The organism is Streptomyces sp. NBC_01498, assembly GCF_036327775.1.
Lineage (GTDB): Bacteria > Actinomycetota > Actinomycetes > Streptomycetales > Streptomycetaceae > Streptomyces.
On the sequence record NZ_CP109598.1, the window covers coordinates 5,721,638 to 5,741,484 of the forward strand.

At 72.6% G+C, this 19,847-nt stretch carries 12 protein-coding genes; 9 read left to right on the top strand and 3 right to left on the bottom strand.

The window, feature by feature from the left end; genetic code table 11:
• The first annotated feature begins 97 nt into the window (after positions 1 to 97).
• The 3 genes from OG875_RS24390 (at position 98) to OG875_RS24400 (ending at position 4,286) form a co-directional block, all read left to right on the top strand.
• Entirely contained in the window at positions 98 to 664 is a 567-nt protein-coding gene (locus OG875_RS24390; protein WP_330177891.1) for a TerD family protein, read from the top strand.
• 177 nt (positions 665 to 841) lie between these two features.
• Positions 842 to 2,863, top strand: a complete 2,022-nt coding sequence (locus OG875_RS24395) for a TerD family protein (protein ID WP_330176361.1) — start codon at positions 842 to 844, stop codon at positions 2,861 to 2,863.
• Positions 2,864 to 3,227: 364 nt separating this feature from the next.
• Positions 3,228 to 4,286 (top strand): TerC family protein, encoded by a 1,059-nt coding sequence (locus OG875_RS24400; protein ID WP_330176362.1) that lies wholly within the window; start codon positions 3,228 to 3,230, stop codon positions 4,284 to 4,286.
• Positions 4,287 to 4,416: 130 nt separating this feature from the next.
• Here OG875_RS24400 and OG875_RS24405 read toward each other — a convergent pair whose 3' ends face one another.
• The gene (locus OG875_RS24405) at positions 4,417 to 5,073 is read right to left on the bottom strand and encodes an MBL fold metallo-hydrolase (RefSeq protein ID WP_330176363.1); all 657 of its coding nucleotides are present in this window, start codon (positions 5,071 to 5,073) and stop codon (positions 4,417 to 4,419) included.
• Between the two features lie 10 nt (positions 5,074 to 5,083).
• On the bottom strand, positions 5,084 to 5,770 hold the full coding sequence (locus OG875_RS24410; protein WP_330176364.1) for a maleylpyruvate isomerase family mycothiol-dependent enzyme: 687 nt from the start codon (positions 5,768 to 5,770) through the stop codon (positions 5,084 to 5,086).
• A 227-nt stretch (positions 5,771 to 5,997) separates the two neighbouring features.
• Between OG875_RS24410 and uvrA the strand changes: the two genes are divergently transcribed.
• The 4 genes from uvrA (at position 5,998) to OG875_RS24430 (ending at position 15,893) form a co-directional block, all read left to right on the top strand.
• Positions 5,998 to 9,039 (top strand): excinuclease ABC subunit UvrA, encoded by a 3,042-nt coding sequence (gene uvrA / locus OG875_RS24415; RefSeq protein ID WP_330176365.1) that lies wholly within the window; start codon positions 5,998 to 6,000, stop codon positions 9,037 to 9,039.
• A 104-nt stretch (positions 9,040 to 9,143) separates the two neighbouring features.
• Entirely contained in the window at positions 9,144 to 9,389 is a 246-nt protein-coding gene (locus tag OG875_RS24420; RefSeq protein ID WP_330176366.1) for an acyl carrier protein, read from the top strand.
• Between the two features lie 31 nt (positions 9,390 to 9,420).
• Positions 9,421 to 11,076, top strand: a complete 1,656-nt coding sequence (locus OG875_RS24425; protein WP_330176367.1) for an AMP-binding protein — start codon at positions 9,421 to 9,423, stop codon at positions 11,074 to 11,076.
• A 95-nt stretch (positions 11,077 to 11,171) separates the two neighbouring features.
• Positions 11,172 to 15,893, top strand: coding sequence for a non-ribosomal peptide synthetase family protein (locus OG875_RS24430; protein ID WP_330176368.1), 4,722 nt, complete (start codon positions 11,172 to 11,174; stop codon positions 15,891 to 15,893).
• On the opposite strand, the gene OG875_RS24435 is transcribed toward OG875_RS24430, so the two are convergent.
• Positions 15,872 to 16,810, bottom strand: a complete 939-nt coding sequence (locus OG875_RS24435; RefSeq protein WP_330176369.1) for a PfkB family carbohydrate kinase — start codon at positions 16,808 to 16,810, stop codon at positions 15,872 to 15,874. The genes OG875_RS24430 and OG875_RS24435 overlap by 22 nt on opposite strands.
• Positions 16,811 to 16,957: 147 nt before the next feature.
• On the opposite strand from OG875_RS24435, the gene OG875_RS24440 reads away from it, so the two are divergent.
• Complete coding sequence (locus OG875_RS24440) at positions 16,958 to 17,386, top strand: Rieske (2Fe-2S) protein (RefSeq protein ID WP_330176370.1); 429 nt, start codon at positions 16,958 to 16,960, stop codon at positions 17,384 to 17,386.
• Positions 17,387 to 17,683: 297 nt separating this feature from the next.
• Positions 17,684 to 19,741 carry an excinuclease ABC subunit UvrC gene (gene uvrC, locus OG875_RS24445; RefSeq protein ID WP_330176371.1) on the top strand — a complete coding sequence of 686 codons (2,058 nt, stop codon included), beginning with the start codon at positions 17,684 to 17,686 and terminating at the stop codon, positions 19,739 to 19,741.
• Positions 19,742 to 19,847 lie beyond the last annotated feature (106 nt).

Sequence of the window (19,847 nt, forward strand, 5' to 3'; positions counted from 1 at the left end):
AACCGCACACACGGACGGTTGCGGGGGAACTTCCGAGAGGGGACAGCGCGTGGTGGACGTATCCAAGGGCGGTACGCCCGGGGGCCCTGGGGTCAATCTGACCAAGGGGCAGGCCATCAGCCTGGAGAAGAGGGGCGGCGGCACCCTGACGGCCGTGCGCATGGGGCTCGGCTGGCAGGCCGCGCCGCGCCGCGGTCTGTTCGGGTCACGCACCCGTGAGATCGACCTGGACGCCTCGGCGGTGCTCTTCGCCGACAAGCAGCCGGTCGACGTGGTCTTCTTCCGCCACCTGGTCAGCGACGACGGTTCGGTGCGCCACACGGGCGACAATCTCGTCGGCGGCGCCGGACAGGGCGGCGACGACGAGGCGATCCTCGTGGACCTCCAGCGGGTCCCGGTCCACATCGACCAGATCGTCTTCACGGTGAACTCGTTCACCGGCCAGACGTTCCAGGAGGTGCAGAACGCCTTCTGCCGCATCGTCGACGAGACCAACGGCGACGAGCTCGCCCGCTACACGCTGGACGGCGGCGGTCAGTACACGGCCCAGATCATGGCCAAGGTGCACCGCTCCGGCAGCGGCTGGCAGATGACCGCGCTGGGCAATCCGGCCAACGGCCGGACGTTCCAGGACCTGATGCCGGCGATCCTGCCGCACCTGTAGGCACGGAAGGTCCGACGGCGCACGCGCAGCTCCCGGAGGCAAGGCCGCCGGGAGCTGCACCGCTTGCCGGACGGGAGCGGCCGGGGCTCCCCCCGGCCCGGCCGGCGGACCGGCGCAGCACCACCGAACGACATCACTACGGGCCACCGACGCGTGACCGACGAGGGGACAGAGGCGATGACGGCCGAGCTGGTCCGGGGGCAGAACCATCCCTTGCCCCACAGCCGACTGGAGATCCGGGTGACGGCCGGCACACCGGTCATGGCGTGTGCCTCCCTCGCCGACGACCGGGGGACCAGCCTCGGCGTCGAGGGCATCGCCCACCCCGGCTCGCCCGCCCTGCCCGGCATCGAGGTCTCCAAGCAGGCCACCACCGGACTGCGCTTCCATGTCGACCTGGAGGCCGTACCCGACCGCGCGCACCTGGTGCACCTGCTGCTCGCACTCCCCGACGGGGTCGGCGGCCCCGCCCGGTTCGGCGCCACCGCGGCCCCGTTCGCCGCCGTCACCTCCACCGACGGCACCGAGATCGCCAGCTTCACCCTCACCGGCCTCGAAGCGGAGTCCGCCGTCGTCGCCCTGGAGCTCTACCGCCGCCAGGGCGCCTGGAAGGTCCGCGCCGTCGGACAGGGGTACGCGGGCGGCCTCGCCGAGCTCTTCGGCGACCAGGGGCTGCCGGGGGCCCGCGAGTTCGCCGCCGGGATCCAGGAGGCGGTCACCCGCCACATGGCCGGCGCGATCCAGGCACCGCCGACCGGCGTGCCCGGCGCCGCCCGGGTACGCCCGGACAGGTCCGCGGCGGCCACCACCCAGACCGGCCAGACCGCGGGCACCACGGGCGCGGCGGTCCCGCCGCCCGGGACCCCCGGCCCCCCGCCCCAGCAGTTGCCCGGCACCCCCGGTCCGCAGCCGGCCGGACCGCCGGACGGCCAGAGCCCCCCGCCGGCCGCCGCCCCGCACACCACCCCCGGCGGACGGGTCGACTACACCCACCCCCGCCGCCGGACCACCGCCCCGCCCACCCCGCCGCCCGCGTCACCGCTCCAGCCCGAGCCCGGCAGGCCGCCCCGCCCCGTCGCCGGGGACGCGACCGGCTGGTCCATGGAGGAACGCCTCTACAACCAGGTGTGGGGCATGTTCGAGGACCTGGCCCGCGCCACCGCCGCCTACCGCAGCGCCGTCGACTTCGCCGAGTCCCGCATGGACCAGGAGCTGGACGGGGTCCTGTCCGACCCGCGCAGCCGGATAGGCGGCACCGGCGACGCCGCCCGTGAGGCCGCCCGCGCCAAGCGCGACCGGCTCACCGGCCAGGCGCGCGAGGCCCTGGACCGGGACCTCGGCCAGCTGGCCGCCGAGTCGGAGGTCGTCGAGCCCGCCCTGCCGCCCGCGTACGCCCGCTGGGACAACCCCGTCTGGCACGCCTACCGCGTCCCGATGGACAACCCGATGGCCCTGCGCCTCGGCGATCTCCACCTGCCCGAGCGCACCGATCTGCGCATCCCCATGCTGATCCGGCTCCCCCTGGAGCGCGGTCTGTGGATCGACAGCGGCCGGTCGGGCTCGGAAGGCGCCCTCATGCTGGACGAGAGCCAGCTGCGCGCGCTCGCCGTGGACCAGGCCGTCGGCCACGCCGCGCGTCTTCTCGCGGCGTACCCGCCCGGCGAGTTCAGCGTCCATGTCATCGACGCGGCGGGCGCCGCGGCCCGCTCGCTGGCCCCGCTGGTCGAGGCGGGCGTGCTGAGCCGGCCTCCGGCGGCCGGGGCCGCGGGGGTCGCCGCGGTGCTCGCGCGCCTCACCCGGCGGGTGGACCTGGTGCAGATGGCTGTCCGGGGCGGCGCGGCCGATTCCCTGCCGCCCGACCTGGACACCGGCGAGCAGCTGCTCATCGTGAACGACTTCCCGCACGGTTTCGACGACCGGGCGGTCACCCAGCTGCGCTATCTCGCCGACGAGGGCCCGGCCGTGGGCGTCCATCTGATGATGGTCGCCGACCGGGAGGACGCGAGTGCGTACGGCCCGGTGCTCGACCCCCTCTGGCGCTCACTGCTGCGGGTCACGCCCGTCGCCGACGACCATCTCGCCGACCCCTGGGTCGGCCACGCGTGGACGTTCGAGCCGCCGACCATGCCGCCGGGCAGCGCGATACTCCGGCGGGTGCTCGAACAGGTCGCCGAGGCGCGCCGCGCCTGGCGCCGCTGACGCGTCCGGTCACCCCTCCGCCCGTCCGTCTCTCCGCCCGTCCGCCCGTCTCGGGACCGGACCGGATGCCTCCGGTTGTGCCTCGAGTGGTCTCCCGATCACGCCCGATTCCGCCCGTATCCCGGCCTGAACAGCGCCCGACCCGCGCCCGCGCGCCCCCCTGGAGTGGGACTTTACCTTTTCTTGGTGTTTCCTGTACTCTCTGTTGAACGGAGGGGAGTACTCCCGCACCGCGACGTACCCGTCAATACGGACCGCCATCGGTCCCGGGGCGTCGGCCCGCCGGCGCCGATCAGACGCACGGGTGGAAGAGACCTCCGGCAGCGACAACGCTGATCAGTAGCGGTACGAAGCCGGAGGCACAGTGGACGTTTCATGGACTCTCTGGGCGCTGACCATTCTTGGTCTGAGCGCCCTGATCGCGGTCGACTTCTTCATCGGGCGCAAGCCCCATGACGTGTCGATCAAGGAAGCCGGAATCTGGACGATCGTCTGGATCGTTCTCGCCGCGCTGTTCGGGATCGGGCTGCTCGTCTTCGGCACCAGTCAGGCGTCGGGCGAGTTCTTCGCCGGATTCATCACCGAGAAGTCGCTCAGCGTCGACAACCTCTTCGTCTTCGTCCTGATCATGGCGAAGTTCGCGGTGCCCACCCAGCTTCAGCAGCGGGTGCTGCTCATCGGTGTGCTCATCGCCCTGGTCCTGCGGGCCATCTTCATCGCGGCGGGCGCGGCGATCATCGCCAGCTTCTCGTGGGTCTTCTACCTCTTCGGCGCGTTCCTGATCTACACGGCCTGGAAGCTCGTCCAGGAGGCGCGTGCCGGTGACGAGGAGGACGAGTTCGAGGAGAACCGCCTCCTGAAGTCCATCGAGCAGCGCTTCGGCGTCGCCGACAAGTACCACGGCACCAAGCTCTTCATACGGAACAACGGCAAGCGGGTGCTGACGCCGCTGATGGTGGTCATGCTCGCCATCGGCACCACCGATGTGCTGTTCGCGCTGGACTCGATCCCCGCGATCTTCGGCCTGACCCAGGACCCGTACATCGTCTTCACCGCCAACGCCTTCGCCCTGATGGGTCTGCGGCAGCTGTACTTCCTGATCGGCGGACTGCTCAAGAAGCTGGTCCACCTCAGCTACGGTCTGTCGATCATCCTCGGCTTCATCGGTGTCAAGCTCGTGCTGCACGCGCTGCACGAGAGCGGGGTGCATGTCCCCGAGATCACCATTCCGTTCTCGCTCGCCGTCATCTGCGGTGTACTGATCATCACCACGATCACCAGCCTGATCGCCTCCCGCAAGCAGGCGGAACGCGAGGCGGCCGAGGCCGCGGCCGACGGCACGAACAGCGTCACGGACAGTGCCACGGACCGGGGTCCGACCACGGACAAGGACGGTGCGGGCAAGGCCGACGTCGACGCCTGAGACGCCCGACGCGCCTGATCGTGGCGCGGAAACGGGATCGGGGCGGGTGGCCGATGCCACCCGCCCCGGTCCGTGTCGTCCTCCGACTGCCCGACTGCCTACCTGCCCGACGCCGGACAGCGGCCGTCGGCTACCAGCCGCGTGCGCGCCAGGCGGGAAGATGCGGGCGCTCGGCGCCGAGCGTCGTGTCGTCGCCGTGGCCCGGATAGACCCAGGTCTCGTCCGGCAGCAGATCGAACAGCTTGGTCTCGACATCGTCGATCAGACGCGTGAAGGCGGCCGGGTCCTGTCGCGTGTTGCCCACCCCGCCGGGAAAGAGGCAGTCGCCCGTGAAGAGATGCGGGTGACCGTGCGGGTCGTCGTACGCCAGGGCGATCGAGCCCGGCGTATGTCCGACGAGCCGGCGCGCGGTCAGCTCGATCCGCCCGACCCGGACGGTGTCGCCGTCCTCGACGGGCACATCGGTCGGGACCGGGATCCCCTCCGCGTCGTACCGTCCGGCGTACGTCGTCGCGCCGGTGGCGGCCACCACCTCGGCCAGCGCCTGCCAGTGGTCCGCGTGCCGGTGCGTGGTGACGACGGACGCGATGCCGTCGTCACCGATCAGCGTGAGAAGCGTGGCCGCGTCGTTCGCGGCGTCGATCATCAGCTGCTCGCCGGTGGCCCGGCAGCGCAGCAGATAGGCGTTGTTGTTCATCGCGCCGACGGCGACCTTGGAGATCACGAGATCCGTCAACTCGTGCACGTCGGCCGGTCCGTCGAGCTTCACGGCTCCGCTGTACGTCATACGACGCAGCCTATAGCGCGGGCAGTACGGGCAGCGGGGAGAGCGCCGTGCGGAGCGCCGACCCGTCACGGCGTCCGGCCAGCCAGCCCATCAGGTCCGCCGCCGGGCCGGTGACCGGGACCGCCGTGCCGTCGGCGCGGCCGGTCCGCCAGCCGCGTCCGTCCGGCGTGCTCAGGGCGAGCGGCGGCACGTCCGGGTGCCCGGCGAAGCGCTCGGTCAGGAAGTCGATCTCGCGCCCGGTGAAATCGTCGGGCAGGTCTTCGAGCTCCAGGCCGATGTCCAGGTCGACATGGTGGATCCACACCTCGACCAGCCTGCGGAACGGCACCCGGGCGGCTATGTCCGTGACCCCGTTGCGCAGGGCGACCGTGCGTGCCCAGTCGGCGGGGACGGCGGCCACCCGCCGGAAGTGCTCGGCCGTGGCGCGTACGTCGGCGACCTGTGCGGCCGGGGTGCGGGGCGCGTCCCGCACGATCTCGGCCTCGCGGGTGGCGGTGTCCGGGTACATGGGCCGGCCTTCGAGCACATTGACGAGCGCGTCCGCGTTTCTGGCCAGATGCGCCAGTACGTGGCCACGGCTCCAGCCCGGAAGCCGTGACGGCCCGGCCACGGATCCGTTGTCCAGACGGGCGGCCGCGGTGAGGAGCCGCTCGGTCGCCGTGTGCAGGGATTCCAGGTCGCGCACATGATCGAGCATGGCGCCGACGATAGCCCACCACTCCTTCGGGTGAACGAGGTTGCCGAGCGCCGTAAATCGAATGTGCGTGCTATAGGCTCGGCGGAGGCATCCTGGAAAGGAGCCCTCGCGGCCCGGTGGACCAGTGACCCGGGTCATCCCGTTCGGCAGTCCCTCGCTCCGGCGAGCCCCCTTACTCTGGGAAGGGGGCTCCGCCCCTGCTTCTCTCCAGAAAGGTGCGGACCGGCGTGGCCGACCGTCTCATCGTCCGTGGCGCTCGCGAACACAATCTCAAGAACGTCTCGCTCGACCTTCCCCGTGACTCCCTGATCGTCTTCACCGGGCTCTCCGGGTCGGGCAAGTCCTCCCTCGCGTTCGACACGATCTTCGCCGAGGGGCAGCGCCGCTATGTCGAGTCGCTGTCCTCCTACGCCCGGCAGTTCCTCGGCCAGATGGACAAGCCGGACGTCGACTTCATCGAGGGTCTCTCCCCGGCCGTCTCCATCGACCAGAAGTCCACCTCCCGCAATCCGCGCTCGACGGTCGGCACGATCACCGAGGTCTACGACTACCTCCGGCTGCTCTTCGCCCGTATCGGCAAGCCGCACTGCCCCGAGTGCGGCCGGCCGATCACCCGCCAGTCGCCGCAGGCCATCGTGGACCGGGTGCTGGAGCTTCCCGAGGGCAGCCGGTTCCAGGTGCTGTCGCCGCTGGTCAGGGAGCGCAAGGGTGAGTTCGTCGACCTGTTCGCCGACCTTCAGACGAAGGGGTACAGCAGGGCGCGGGTCGACGGGCGGACGATCCAGCTGAGCGAGCCGCCCACGCTCAAGAAGCAGGAGAAGCACACCATCGAGGTGGTGGTCGACCGCCTCACGGTGAAGGGCGGCGCCAAGCGCCGGCTGACCGACTCGGTCGAGACCGCGCTCGGTCTCTCCGGCGGCATGGTCGTGCTCGACTTCGTGGACCTCCCCGAGGACGACCCCGAGCGCGAGCGGATGTATTCGGAGCATCTGTACTGCCCGTACGACGACCTGTCGTTCGAGGAGCTGGAGCCCCGCTCGTTCTCGTTCAACTCGCCCTTCGGCGCCTGCCCGGACTGCACGGGCATCGGCACCCGTATGGAGGTCGACCCGGAGCTGATCGTCCCGGACGAGGAGCGTTCGCTGGACGACGGCGCCATCCACCCCTGGTCGCACGGCCACACGAAGGAGTACTTCGGCCGGCTCATCGGCGGACTGGCCGAGTCGGTCGGCTTCCGTACGGACATCGCCTGGGCGGGACTGCCGCAGCGCGCCAAGAAGGCGCTGCTGTACGGCCACAAGACCCAGGTCGAGGTGCGGTACCGGAACAGGTACGGCCGCGAGCGGGCGTACACGACGCCCTCCTTCGAAGGCGCGGTCTCCTTCGTCAAGCGGCGGCACTCCGAGGCGGAGAGCGACACCAGCAGGGAGCGCTTCGAGGGGTACATGCGGGAGGTGCCCTGCCCGACGTGTCACGGCACCCGGCTCAAGCCGCTCGTCCTCGCCGTCACGGTCATGGACCGGTCCATCGCCGACATCTCCTCGATGTCGATCAGTGAGTGCGCCGACTTCCTCGGCAGGATGACGCTGAACGCCCGGGACAAGAAGATCGCCGAACGGGTCCTCAAGGAGGTCAACGAACGGCTGCGGTTCCTGGTCGACGTCGGTCTGGACTATCTCTCGCTCAATCGCGCGGCCGGCACCCTCTCCGGCGGCGAGGCCCAGCGCATCCGGCTCGCCACCCAGATCGGTTCCGGTCTGGTCGGGGTGCTGTACGTGCTGGACGAGCCGTCCATCGGCCTGCACCAGCGGGACAACCACCGGCTGATCGAGACCCTGATCCGGCTGCGCGACATGGGCAACACCCTGATCGTGGTGGAGCACGACGAGGACACCATCAAGGTGGCCGACTGGGTCGTGGACATCGGCCCCGGCGCGGGCGAGCACGGCGGCAAGGTCGTCCACTCCGGCCCGTTGAAGGAGCTCCTGGACAACGAGGAGTCGATCACCGGGCAGTATCTGTCCCGCAAGAGGGCCATCCCGACGCCGGAGGTCCGCCGACCGGTCGACCCCGGCCGCAGGCTCACCGTGCACGGCGCGCGGGAGAACAATCTGCGGGACATCGACGTCTCGTTCCCGCTCGGTCTGTTCACCGCCGTCACCGGCGTCTCCGGATCCGGCAAGTCGACGCTGGTCAACGACATCCTCTACACACATCTGGCCCGTGAGCTGAACGGCGCCAAGTCGGTGCCGGGGCGCCATGTCCGGGTCGACGGGGACGACCAGGTCGACAAGGTGGTCCATGTGGACCAGTCGCCCATCGGCCGTACGCCCCGGTCCAACCCGGCGACGTACACCGGGGTCTTCGACCATGTGCGCAAGCTCTTCGCCGAGACGATGGAGGCGAAGGTCCGCGGTTATCTCCCCGGACGCTTCTCCTTCAACGTCAAGGGCGGTCGCTGCGAGAACTGCGCGGGCGACGGCACGATCAAGATCGAGATGAACTTCCTGCCGGACGTGTACGTCCCGTGCGAGGTCTGCCACGGCGCGCGCTACAACCGGGAGACCCTGGAGGTCCACTACAAGGGCAAGTCCATCGCCGAGGTGCTGGACATGCCGATCGAGGAGGGGCTCGACTTCTTCGAGGCCGTCCCGACCATCTCGCGCCACCTCAGGACACTCAACGAGGTGGGGTTGGGGTACGTGCGGCTCGGCCAGTCCGCGCCGACGCTCTCCGGCGGTGAGGCGCAGCGCGTGAAGCTCGCCAGCGAACTCCAGAAGCGGTCCACCGGCCGCACGGTGTACGTGCTGGACGAGCCCACCACCGGTCTGCACTTCGACGACATCAGCAAGCTGATCAGCGTGCTGTCCGGGCTGGTCGACAAGGGCAACTCGGTGATCGTCATCGAGCACAACCTGGACGTCATCAAGACGGCGGACTGGGTGGTCGACATGGGTCCCGAGGGAGGCAACGGCGGCGGTCTCGTCGTCGCCGAGGGCACCCCGGAGCAGGTGGCCGGGATCGCGACCAGCCACACCGGGAAGTTCCTGCGGGAGATCCTGGACGCGGAGCGGATCAGCGACGCCGCGTCCTCGGGCCGTACGAAGCCGGCGGCCCGCAGGACGGCGGCGAAGAAGACCGCTGCCAGGACCGCTGCCGAGAAGACCCCCGCCAAGTCCGCGGCGAAGGGCGCGAACACGTCCGCCGCCCAGGGCGCGGAGAAGGCTCCCGCCGCCAGGCGGACGGCCGCGAAGTCCCGCACGTCGTGACGCCGTTCGGCCGGGGCGCCCCCAAGGGGCCCTCGGCCGAACGTATGCGCGGGATCTGGGTCAGAATGGGCACCTTCCATCAATCGGCAGGATGAGAGACGAAGGTGTCCGAGCAGCAGCGCGCCGAGAGCGCTTCCATCGTCCGGATCATGGCAGAGGTCCTCGGAGCCGACGAGGTGAAGCCGTCCGACAGCTTCTACGACTTCGGCGGTACGTCCCTCCAGGCGGTACGCATATGCACCCGCGTCAAGCGGGAGTTGGGCATCCGGGTCTCGCCCGACACGCTCCTCGACAGCGACACGGTCGCCGACTTCCAGGCCGCCGTCCTCGCCCACGGCGAAACCGTCTGACGGGGACGGGGACCGGCTTCTCATGTCCCGCATGTCCCGCGAGCCCGGTGCCCGGCTCATCCACGAGGCGGTCGGGCACCAGGCCCGGCTCCGCCCCGACGCCGTCGCGCTCGTCCACGCCGGGCGGCGCGTCGGCTACCGGACGCTCGACCTGGCGGCGGAGGCGTACGCCGAGGAACTCGGCCGCCTCGGCGTGGGCCCCGGCCGCCTCGTGCCCGTGCTGCTGCCGCGCTCGCCCCAACTCGTGGCCGTACTCCTCGCCGTACTCAAACGCGGCGCCGCCTACGCGGCGCTCGATCCGGCACTGCCCGCCGGCCGGCTGCGGGCCCTGCTCGGCATGCTGGCGCCGCCCGTCGTCGTGGGCCCCGCCCCCGGCGGGCCCGGCGTGCCGCACGACGGCATCGACGGGATCGACGGGACCGACAGACACACCGTCTGGGCGCCGCCCGCCGAGGAGTTGAGCCAGGCCGCCCGGCGGGCACCGGCCGTCCCCCTGCGGCTGCCGGAGCCGGCCGACGGGTCCGCACCGGCCGCCGTGTTCTTCACCTCGGGCACCACCGGCACCCCCAAGGCCGTGGTCTCGCCACACCGTGCCACCACCCGGCTTTTCGGCCCGGACAGCTTCGCCGACTTCGGCCCCGGCCGGGTGATGTCCCAGACGGCACCCGTCTCCTGGGACGCGTTCGGCCTGGAGCTGTGGGGCATGCTGACCACCGGCGGCACGGCCGTCCTGCCCGACGGCGGCTACTTCCTCCCCGACGACCTGGCCGAACTCGTCACCGGCACCGGCCTGGACACCGTCTGGCTCACCGCCGCCCTCTTCAACCTCTTCGTGGACGAGGACCCCGACTGCTTCACCGGCCTGCGCCAGGTCCTCACCGGCGGCGAGCGGATGTCCGTCCCGCACGCCCGGACCTTTCTCGCCCGCCACCCGGACATCACGCTGCTCAACGGATACGGCCCGGTCGAGTGCTGCGTCTTCGTCACCACCCACCGGGTCCGCCCGGCCGACTGCGAGGCCGGGCACGGCATCCCGCTCGGTACGGCGGTCCCCGGCACCGGGATCCATGTCCTGGACGGCGCCACGGCCGTTCCGCCGGGCACGCTCGGCGAGATCTGTGTCTCCGGCGAGGGCCTGGCCGACGGCTATCTCGGCGACGAGGCGGCCACGGCGGCGGGTTTCACCACGTTCGACCCCGGCGGCGGCCCCCGCCGGATCTACCGCACCGGCGACCTCGGCCGGCTGGACGACGAGGGTGTCCTGCACTTCCACGGCCGCGCCGACCGGCAGGTCAAGATATCCGGGCACCGGGTCGAACCCGCCGAGACGGAGGCCGCGGCCCTGCGCCTGCGGGGGGTCCGGGAGTGCGTCGCCGTTCCGGTCGCGGGTGCGAGCGGCGCGTACGAACGGCTCGCGCTCTTCTACACCGGGGAACCGCCGTCCGACCGGGCCGACGGGACCACCGACGACCACCCGGCCACCGGACCGGAGGCCGGTCCCGGAACCGGACGTGGACCCGGATCCGAGTCCGACGGCGCCGCACCGGACGCCGAGACCGTACGCCGCGCGCTCGCCGCCGTACTGCCACGCGCCCAAGTGCCCCACGACATCCGCCGGATCACTTCCTTCCCACGGACGCCGCGCGGAAAGACCGACATCGCCGCCCTGTTGGACCCACCGGGCTGACCGGCGCATGATCGGTGTCTGATTATCGCCGTACCGGCCTCCTCAGCCACCCCCAGAGGTCCGTCCCAGTCGTTCGCACCACGAAGCGAGAAGCGATGGAACCGCGTACCTATCCCATGTCGTTCGAGCAGGAATCGATCTGGCTCAACGACCAGTATCAGCAGGGTGTCTCGCGCTATCTGGAGTCGTGGGTCCACCGGCTGCGGGGCCCCGTCGACATCGTTGCCGTCGAGACCGCGCTGACCGGAATCGTGGCCCGGCACGAGGCGCTGCGCAGCAGACTGGTGCTGGTCGGCACAATGCCCCGGCAGATCGTCGTACCGCCGCCGCGCGTCCCGGTCGACGTACGGCGGATCACGGCGGACCAGTGCGCGACGGCGCTCACGGACGCCGTCACCCGGCAGACGGACCTGGGTGAACCGCCCCTGCTGCGGGCCACGTTGCTGCTGATCGCCGCCGACGGCGCGCCCGCGCCCGGCCCCGACGACCGGGAGCACGCGGACAGGGGCGACGAGAGGGACCGGGCGCACGCGGGCGAGGACCCGGAGCGCGCGACCGATGAGTCCGTACTGGCCGTGGCGATCCACCACGCCGTCATCGACGGCTGGTGCTTCAGCCTCCTCGACCGGGAGTTCAGCGAGCTCTACCGCGCCGCGGTGGAGGGCGGCCCGCCCCGGCTCCCCGACCTGCCGCTCCAGTCCGGGCCGTACGCCGAGCGGCAGCGCGGCACCGGTGCCGCGCACCGCGCCGAACTGGTCGAGCACTGGCGGGCCGAACTGGCGGGCGCGCCCGGCGAGTCGTCCTTCCCGGCCGACCGCCCCCGGCCGCCGGCGCTCAGCCACCACGGCGGCCGGGCCGAGTTCACCGTCGACGCCGCCACCGGGGAACGGATACGCGGCCTCGCCGCCCGGCTGCGGACCACCCGCTTCGTCGTGCTGGCCGCCGCGCTGACCGCGCTGATCGGGCGCCACACCGGCCAGGACGACGTCGTCATCGGCACCCCCGTGTCACGGCGCGACGAACCGGAGACCGAGGACCTCATCGCCTGTCTCACCGACCTGCTGCCGCTGCGCGGACGGCCCCGCCACGACCGGACCTTCACCGACCTGGTGACGGAGACGAAGCACCAGGTCAGGTCGGCCGTCCGGCACAAGGACGTGCCGTACGGGCGACTGGTGCGGGAGTTGGGCGTCGAGCGCACACTGAGCCGGTTCCCGCTGTTCCAGGTGGTGTTCGCGGTCGACGACGCGCCCCCGTCGGCGCTGACCCTGCCGGGTGTCGAGGCCGAGCGGGTCCAGGTGCACGCCGGGACCGCCAAGTACGACGTGTTTCTGCATCTGATACCCGACGGGGGCGGCTACCGGGGGCTGTGGGAATACACCGCCGACCTGTTCGAACACACCACGGCCGAACGTCTCGCGGCCCGCTTCCGTACCCTCCTCGCCGACGCCGTCGCCCACCCGGAGACCGCCCTTCAGGACCTCGCCCTCCTGCCCGCCGACGAGGAGCGCCGGGCGCTCACCGAGTGGGCGCACGGAAAGCCCCCGCCCGCCGGCGTGCCGCTCGTGCACGAGGCGTTCGCGCGCGTGGCGCGGCGTACCCCGGACGCCCCCGCCGTCGTCGCGGACGGGCGGAGCCTGACGTACGCGGAGGTGGACGCCGCCGCCGACCGGATCGCCGCGCTGCTCCTCGCGCGGGGCGCCGTACGCCGCCCCGTGGGTGTGTGCCTGGAACGGACGGCCGATCTGCCGGTGGCCGTTCTCGGGGTGCTGCGGGCGGGCGGCAGCTGTGTGCCGGTCGACCCGGGCCACCCGGCGGAGCGGATCGCGTTCACGGTGCGGGACAGCGGGATCGACGTGCTCCTCACCCAGCGCGGGTGCCGGCCGGAGGGGCTGCCCGCCGGGGTCGAGGCGCTGCTCCTGGACGACCTGCCGGACCCCCCGCACCTGCCGGACGCGTCTGCCCCCTCGGACCTCTCGGACCTCTCGCATCTGCCGGTTCGGCTGGACGCCCCCGCTCCGGCCCCGGTCGTCCCCGTGGCCCCCGACGACCTCGTGTACGTCATCTACACCTCGGGGTCCACGGGCCGCCCCAAGGGCGTCGCCATGGAGCACGGCCCGCTCGCCAACCTGGTCGACTGGCAGCGCCGCCGGTCGGCGGCCGGGTCGTCCGGCGGCGCCGGGCCCCGCACACTCCAGTTCGCACCCCTCGGTTTCGACGTCGCGTTCCAGGAGATCTTCGCCACCTGGGCGGCGGGCGGCGCCCTCGTCCTCGTCGGCGAAGAGGCCCGCAGAGATCCCCACCAACTCCTCGACCTGATCGACTCGGAGCGGATCCAGCGGCTGTTCCTGCCGTTCGTCGCGTTGCAGCGGCTGGTGGAGTACGCGTGCGCCACCGACCGGCGCTGCGACTCTCTTGAAGAGGTCCTCACGGCGGGCGAACAGCTTCAGGTCACACCCGCCCTGCGGCGGTTCTTCGGCACGCTCACCCGGGCCACGCTGGAGAACCAGTACGGCCCCTCGGAGACCCATGTCGTGACGGCGGAGCGGCTGGGGCCCGACCCGGCCCGCTGGCCCGATCTGCCGAGCATCGGCCGCCCCGTCGACGGCGCCGTCGTCGTCCTGCTCGACGAACGGCTGCGGCCCGTTCCGCCGGGCGCCGTGGGCGAGTTGTGCGTCGGCGGCCCGGTGGTCGCACGCGGCTACATGGGGCTGCCCGGACCGACGGCCGAACGGTTCGTCACCGGCGACCTCCCGGGCACCCGGCCCGCCACGCCTCCCCGAACCCGGGCCGGTCGCTTCTACCGCACCGGGGACCTGGCCCGGCTGCTGCCCGACGGCCGCATCCAGTACATCGGGCGGAGCGACGGCCAGGTCAAGATCCGGGGCCACCGGGTGGAGACCGGCGAGGTGGAGGCCGCCGTACGCGCCCTGCCCGGGGTCGCCGACGCGGCGGTCGTGGCGCGGGACCTCGGACCGGGCGCCGGAAAACGGCTGATCGCCTACTACCTCACCGGCGACCGGGCGAAGGCCCGCCCGGGGGAGATACGCGAGAGGCTGCGCGCCGTGCTGCCCGACCCGCTGGTCCCGGCGCGCTGCGTCCCGCTCGACCGCTTCCCGCTCACCTCGACCGGCAAGGTGGACCGGGCCGCGCTCGCCGCACGGGCCGACGGGGACGAGGAGGGGGACGGGAACGACGGCTCCGTACGGGACGCTGCCACGCCCCTCACCGTCACGGAGGAGCGCGTCGCACAGCTCTGGTCCGCGCTGCTCGGCCGGGGCACCGTCGGCCCGCAGGACGACTTCTTCGTACTCGGCGGCGACTCCCTGCTCGCGACCCGGCTGGTCCTCGCGCTCCGGGAGGAGCTGGGCGTCCGGATGCCGCTCCGTTCGGTCTTCACCACACCGACGCTCGCGGGCCTCGCCGCACTGGTCGACGCCGCCGCCGGGACACCGCGACCCCTCGCGGACCACTCCTCCGCAGAAGGACACGCGACAACAGACCGGCACGCCTCAGCAGAAGGGCACGCGACAGGGGAAGGGCACCCGACGGACATCCCCGGGCTGAGCGGCGACATCCGGCTCGCCCCCGACATCGTCGCCGCCGACGAGGTGCGCGCCGTCGTCCCCGACCCGGACCAGGTCCTGCTGACCGGGGCCACCGGCTTCCTCGGCGCCTTTCTCCTGAGGGAGCTGCTGCGCCGGACCGGCGCCACCGTCCACTGCCTGGTCCGGGGGAGCGACCGGCACGACGCCGGGAAACGGCTGCGCTCCGCCCTGGAGTCGTACGGCCTGGCCGACCCGGCCACCGAACACCGTGTGCGTGTCGTCGTGGGCGACCTCGCCCGGCCCCGCCTCGGTCTCACGACGGCCGGCTTCGACCGCCTCGCCCGGACCGTCGACGCCGTCTACCACTGCGGAGCCGCCGTCAACCTGGTCTTCTCCTACGGACAGTTGAGAGACACCAACGTCCACGGCACCCACGAGATCCTGCGGCTCGCCGCCCTGCACCGCACCGTGCCCGTCCATCACCTGTCCACCGCCGGGGTGTACGGAGGCGGCCCGTCCACGGGCCCCGGCGCCACCGGAGAGGGCCCCGGACGTCCTGTCCGTCCCGAGGACCCGACCGGACCGCCGGAGGCGCTGGAGCACGGCTACACGCAGAGCAAGTGGGCCGCAGAGCGGCTCGCCGACGCGGCACGGGAAAGGGGGCTGCCCGTCACCGTGTACCGGCCGACGCGGATCACCGGCGAGTCGACCACCGGCGTGTGCCAGACGGGCGACTTCATGTGGCTCCTGCTGAAGGGCTGTGTCCAGGCGGGCGTCGCCCCGGCCGGGGTCGACACGGCCTTCGACCTCGTACCGGTGGACTTCGTCGCCGCCGCCGTCGTGGCGCTGTCCCGCCAACCCCGTTCGGCGGGGCGGACGTTCCACCTCACCGGGAAGCGCCCGTTGCGGCTGGACACCGCCGTGGCCCGCCTGCGCGCACTCGGCCACCCCATGATGGACGTGCCGCCCGCCGACTGGCTCGCCGCCACCGAGGCGGACCCCGGCAACGCCGCCTTCCCGCTGCTCTCGGCGATGGCCGCCGAGACCCGCGGCGGTGGCTCGGAGGGCAGCCTGCTCCTCGACGGGGAGGGCACCCGGCGCGCGCTGGAGGGCACCGGCATCGTCTGCCGCGAGGTGGACGACGCGGTCTTCCGTACCTACGTGGAGTACTTCACCCGCACGGGGTTCCTGCCGCCCCCGCCACCCTCCCGCGCGGTCGGCGTCCCCCGCCCCACCGCCCCGCCCCGCTACACCACCTCGGCCTCATAAGGAGGTTCGGCGCCCGTACGCGAGCAGGTGACGGCGGCGGCCCGCGCGGCGTACCGAAGGACGTCCCGCCACCCCGCCGCCCCGAGCCCGTCCAGTGCCCGCTCCGACAGGGCGTCGCGGGCGGCCAGCCCGTGCAGCAGCGCGGCGTTCACCGTGTCGCCCGCGCCGATCGTGTCGACGACGTCCACCGGGACGGCCGGTACGGAGACCTCCACCCCGGCCCGTGTCCGTACGCTCAGCCCGGCCCCGCCCCGCGTCAGCACCACCGCCGCCGGACCGCGCGGCACGCCCCCGAGCCATCGCGCGTCCTCCTCGGAGAGCTTCAGCAGCGTCACGTACGGCAGCCGGCCGGCGAAGCGCGCACGGCCGGCGCCGGCGTCCGGGATCAGCGCGGGCCGGATGTTCGGGTCGAGGAGGGTGAACAGCCCGCGCTCCGCCTCGCGGCGCAGCAGCGCCTCGTAGGCACGCGCACCCGGCTCCAGCACCAGTGAACATCCTCCGAGGGCCAGCGCCGTCGCCGACGGCGGGAGCGGCGGCGGCAGTTCGAAGAGCCGGTCGGCGGTGCCCCCGGCGTAGAAGACGTAGTCGGCCCCGCCGTCGCCTCCCGGAGAGGCGACGGCGAGCGTCGTCGGTTCGGGGCCCCTCTGTACGAGGGAGGTGTCCACGCCCGCCGTACGGAGCCCCGCCAGCAGCGCGGTGCCGAAGCCGTCCGTGGAGACCCGCGAGCAGAAGGCGGCCGGGGAGCCGAGCCGGCCGAGGGCGACGGCGGTGTTGTACGGGCCGCCGCCGAGCCGGGGCAGCAGGGGCGGCAGCGGGCCGTCCGTCCCGGCGGCGACCGCGCCCCCGTTTCCGGCACCACTCGCCGGGTCCCGCCGGGGAACCAGGTCGACCAGGGACTCTCCAGCGACGACGATCACGCCGCCGAACGTACCCGTCGTCCATGCGTGCGACAGCGCCCGCGGCGCCGGCCGCGCCCGGACGGGGGAACCGGACGCCCCATGCCGGTGGCGCGACCGCCCCGGTAAGGTCGGGCGCAGTGCCAGCCCCCGAGCATTGGAGACGCCATGCCCGCCCGGCCCACCCCCCGTCGTACCGTCCTCAAAGGGGCCGCGCTCGCCGGCGCCGCCGGTGCCGGTCTGGCCGCCTGTTCCACCGAGTCCAAGGTCGGCCACGCCGAGGAGCCGACCCCGACCGCCCCGGTGGACCTCGGCCCGGCCGACGCCGTACCCGTCGGCGGCGCCAAGCTCTTCCAGGACCAGCGTCTGGTGGTGAGCTGCCCCGCCGAGGGCCAGTACCGGGCCTTCAGCGCGCAGTGCACCCACGCGGGCTGCCTGCTGGACAAGGTGGAGGGCACCGAGGGCAACTGCCCGTGCCACGGCAGCCGGTTCGACGTCACGACGGGCAAGGCGACGAGGGGGCCGGCGACGGAGCCGCTGCCCGAGGTCCCGGTCAGCGCGAAGGACGGCAAGCTCGTCGCGGGCCCCGGCGCCTGAGCCGAGAGGAACCGGCCCCGGCGCCTGAGCCGGTACCCCGAAGCCCGTGCCGACGGTAGCGGGCCCCGGCTCCCGGCCCGGGTGCACCCCGACCCCGGGCCCGTACCGCCTGCCGCGCACCCCTGCCGTACCCTTCCCGCCCGGCCCTCACCGGCCCCGGGCGCACCACCCGGCGGGAACCCACCCCCGGGCGCCCCGCCGACACCCCGGCGGGAGCGCCCCGGGGGCCCGCCCGACACCCGCGCGGAGCCATCCGGCGTGGCCCGGCTGTCGGTGCCCGCACGTAGGGTGGAGACCATGGCAGACCCCTCCAGCTACCGCCCCAAGCCGGGACAGATCCCCGACTCCCCGGGGGTCTACCGCTTCCGCGACGACCACCGCCGGGTGATCTACGTCGGGAAGGCCAAGAGCCTGCGCCCCCGGCTCTCCAGTTACTTCCAGGACCTGGCCAATCTCCACCCGCGCACCCGCACGATGGTCACCACGGCCGCGTCCGTCGAGTGGACCGTCGTCTCCACGGAGGTCGAGGCACTCCAGCTGGAGTACTCGTGGATCAAGGAGTACGACCCCCGGTTCAACGTCAAGTACCGGGACGACAAGAGCTACCCGTATCTCGCGGTCACCCTCAACGAGGAGTTCCCGCGCGTGCAGGTCCTGCGCGGCGCCAAGCGCAAGGGCGTGCGCTACTTCGGGCCGTACGGGCACGCGTGGGCCATCCGCGAGACCGTCGACCTGATGCTGCGTGTGTTCCCCGTACGCACCTGCTCCGCCGGGGTGTTCAAGAACGCCGAGCGCACCGGCCGCCCCTGCCTCCTCGGCTACATCGGCAAGTGCTCGGCGCCCTGCGTCGGCCGCGTCACCCCGGACGAGCACCGTGAACTCGCCGAGGAGTTCTGCGACTTCATGGCCGGCCGCACCGGCGCGTACATCCGCCGGCTGGAGCGCCGGATGGCCGACGCCGCCGAGGACATGGAGTACGAGCGGGCCGCCCGGCTGCGCGACGACATAGGGGCGCTGCGCCGCGCGATGGAGAAGAACGCCGTCGTCCTCGCCGACGCCACCGACGCCGATCTGATCGCCGTCGCCGAGGACGAGCTGGAGGCGGCCGTCCAGATCTTCCACGTGCGCGGCGGACGGGTCCGGGGCCAGCGCGGCTGGGTCACCGACAAGGTCGAGGCGGTCGACACGTCGGGCCTCGTCGCGCACGCCCTCCAGCAGCTCTACGGGGAGGAGACCGGCGACTCGGTTCCCAAGGAGGTGCTCGTCCCCGCCCTGCCCGGGGACGAGAAGGAGACCGACGCGCTCGCCCAGTGGCTGAGCGACCGGCGCGGCTCGTACGTCTCCCTGCGGATCCCGCAGCGCGGCGACAAGAAGGACCTGATGGCGACGGTGGAGCGCAACGCCCAGCAGTCGCTCGTCCTGCACAAGACGAAGCGCGCCAGCGACCTGACGACCCGCTCACGCGCCCTGGAGGAGATCGCGCGGGCGCTGGAGCTGGACAGTGTGCCGCTGCGGATCGAGTGCTTCGACATCTCGCACCTCCAGGGGGAGGACGTGGTCGCCTCGATGGTCGTGTTCGAGGACGGCCTGGCGCGCAAGAGCGAGTACCGCCGCTTCCAGATCAAGGGCTTCGAGGGCCAGGACGACGTCCGTTCCATGCACGAGGTGATCAGCCGGCGCTTCAGGCGCTACCTCGCGGAGAAGGAGCGGACCGGCGAGTGGACGGAGGAGGACGCGGCACCGGCCGTCTTCCCGCCGCCGGCCGATCCCGCCGCACCCGACGGCGGCCCGGACCTGGCACGGCCGCCCTCTCCCAAGGAGGACGACGGCCGGCCGAAGCGCTTCGCCTACCCGCCCCAGCTCGTCGTGGTCGACGGCGGGCAGCCCCAGGTGGCCGCCGCCCAGCGGGCCATGGACGAGCTCGGCATCGACGACGTCGCGGTGTGCGGGCTCGCCAAACGCCTCGAAGAGGTCTGGGTGCCCGGCGACGACGACCCGGTGGTGCTGCCGCGCTCCAGCGAGGGCCTGTACCTCCTCCAGCGCGTACGCGACGAGGCGCACCGCTTCGCCCTCAGGTATCAGCGGTCCAAACGGGCCAAACGTGTCCGGAGCAGCCCCCTGGACGAGGTCCCCGGCCTCGGCGAGACCCGGAAACAGGCACTCATCAAGCATTTCGGCTCGGTGAAGAAGCTCCGGCAGGCCACAATCGAGCAGATCTGCGAGGTGCCAGGACTCGGCCGCAAGACGGCCGAATCCGTGGTCGCGGCCCTCGCCGGGGCCGCACCGGCGGCACCCGCGGTGAACACCGCGACAGGAGAGATCATGGAAGACGACGGGGGCAGCACGGATGACTGAGCAGGAGCGGGACGGAGTGGCGGACATGAGCACGGATGAGCCCGAGGAGACCGCGAAGGGAGCGGCGGGGGCGGTGGACGGGACCGCCGGGGAGACGGCCGGCGGG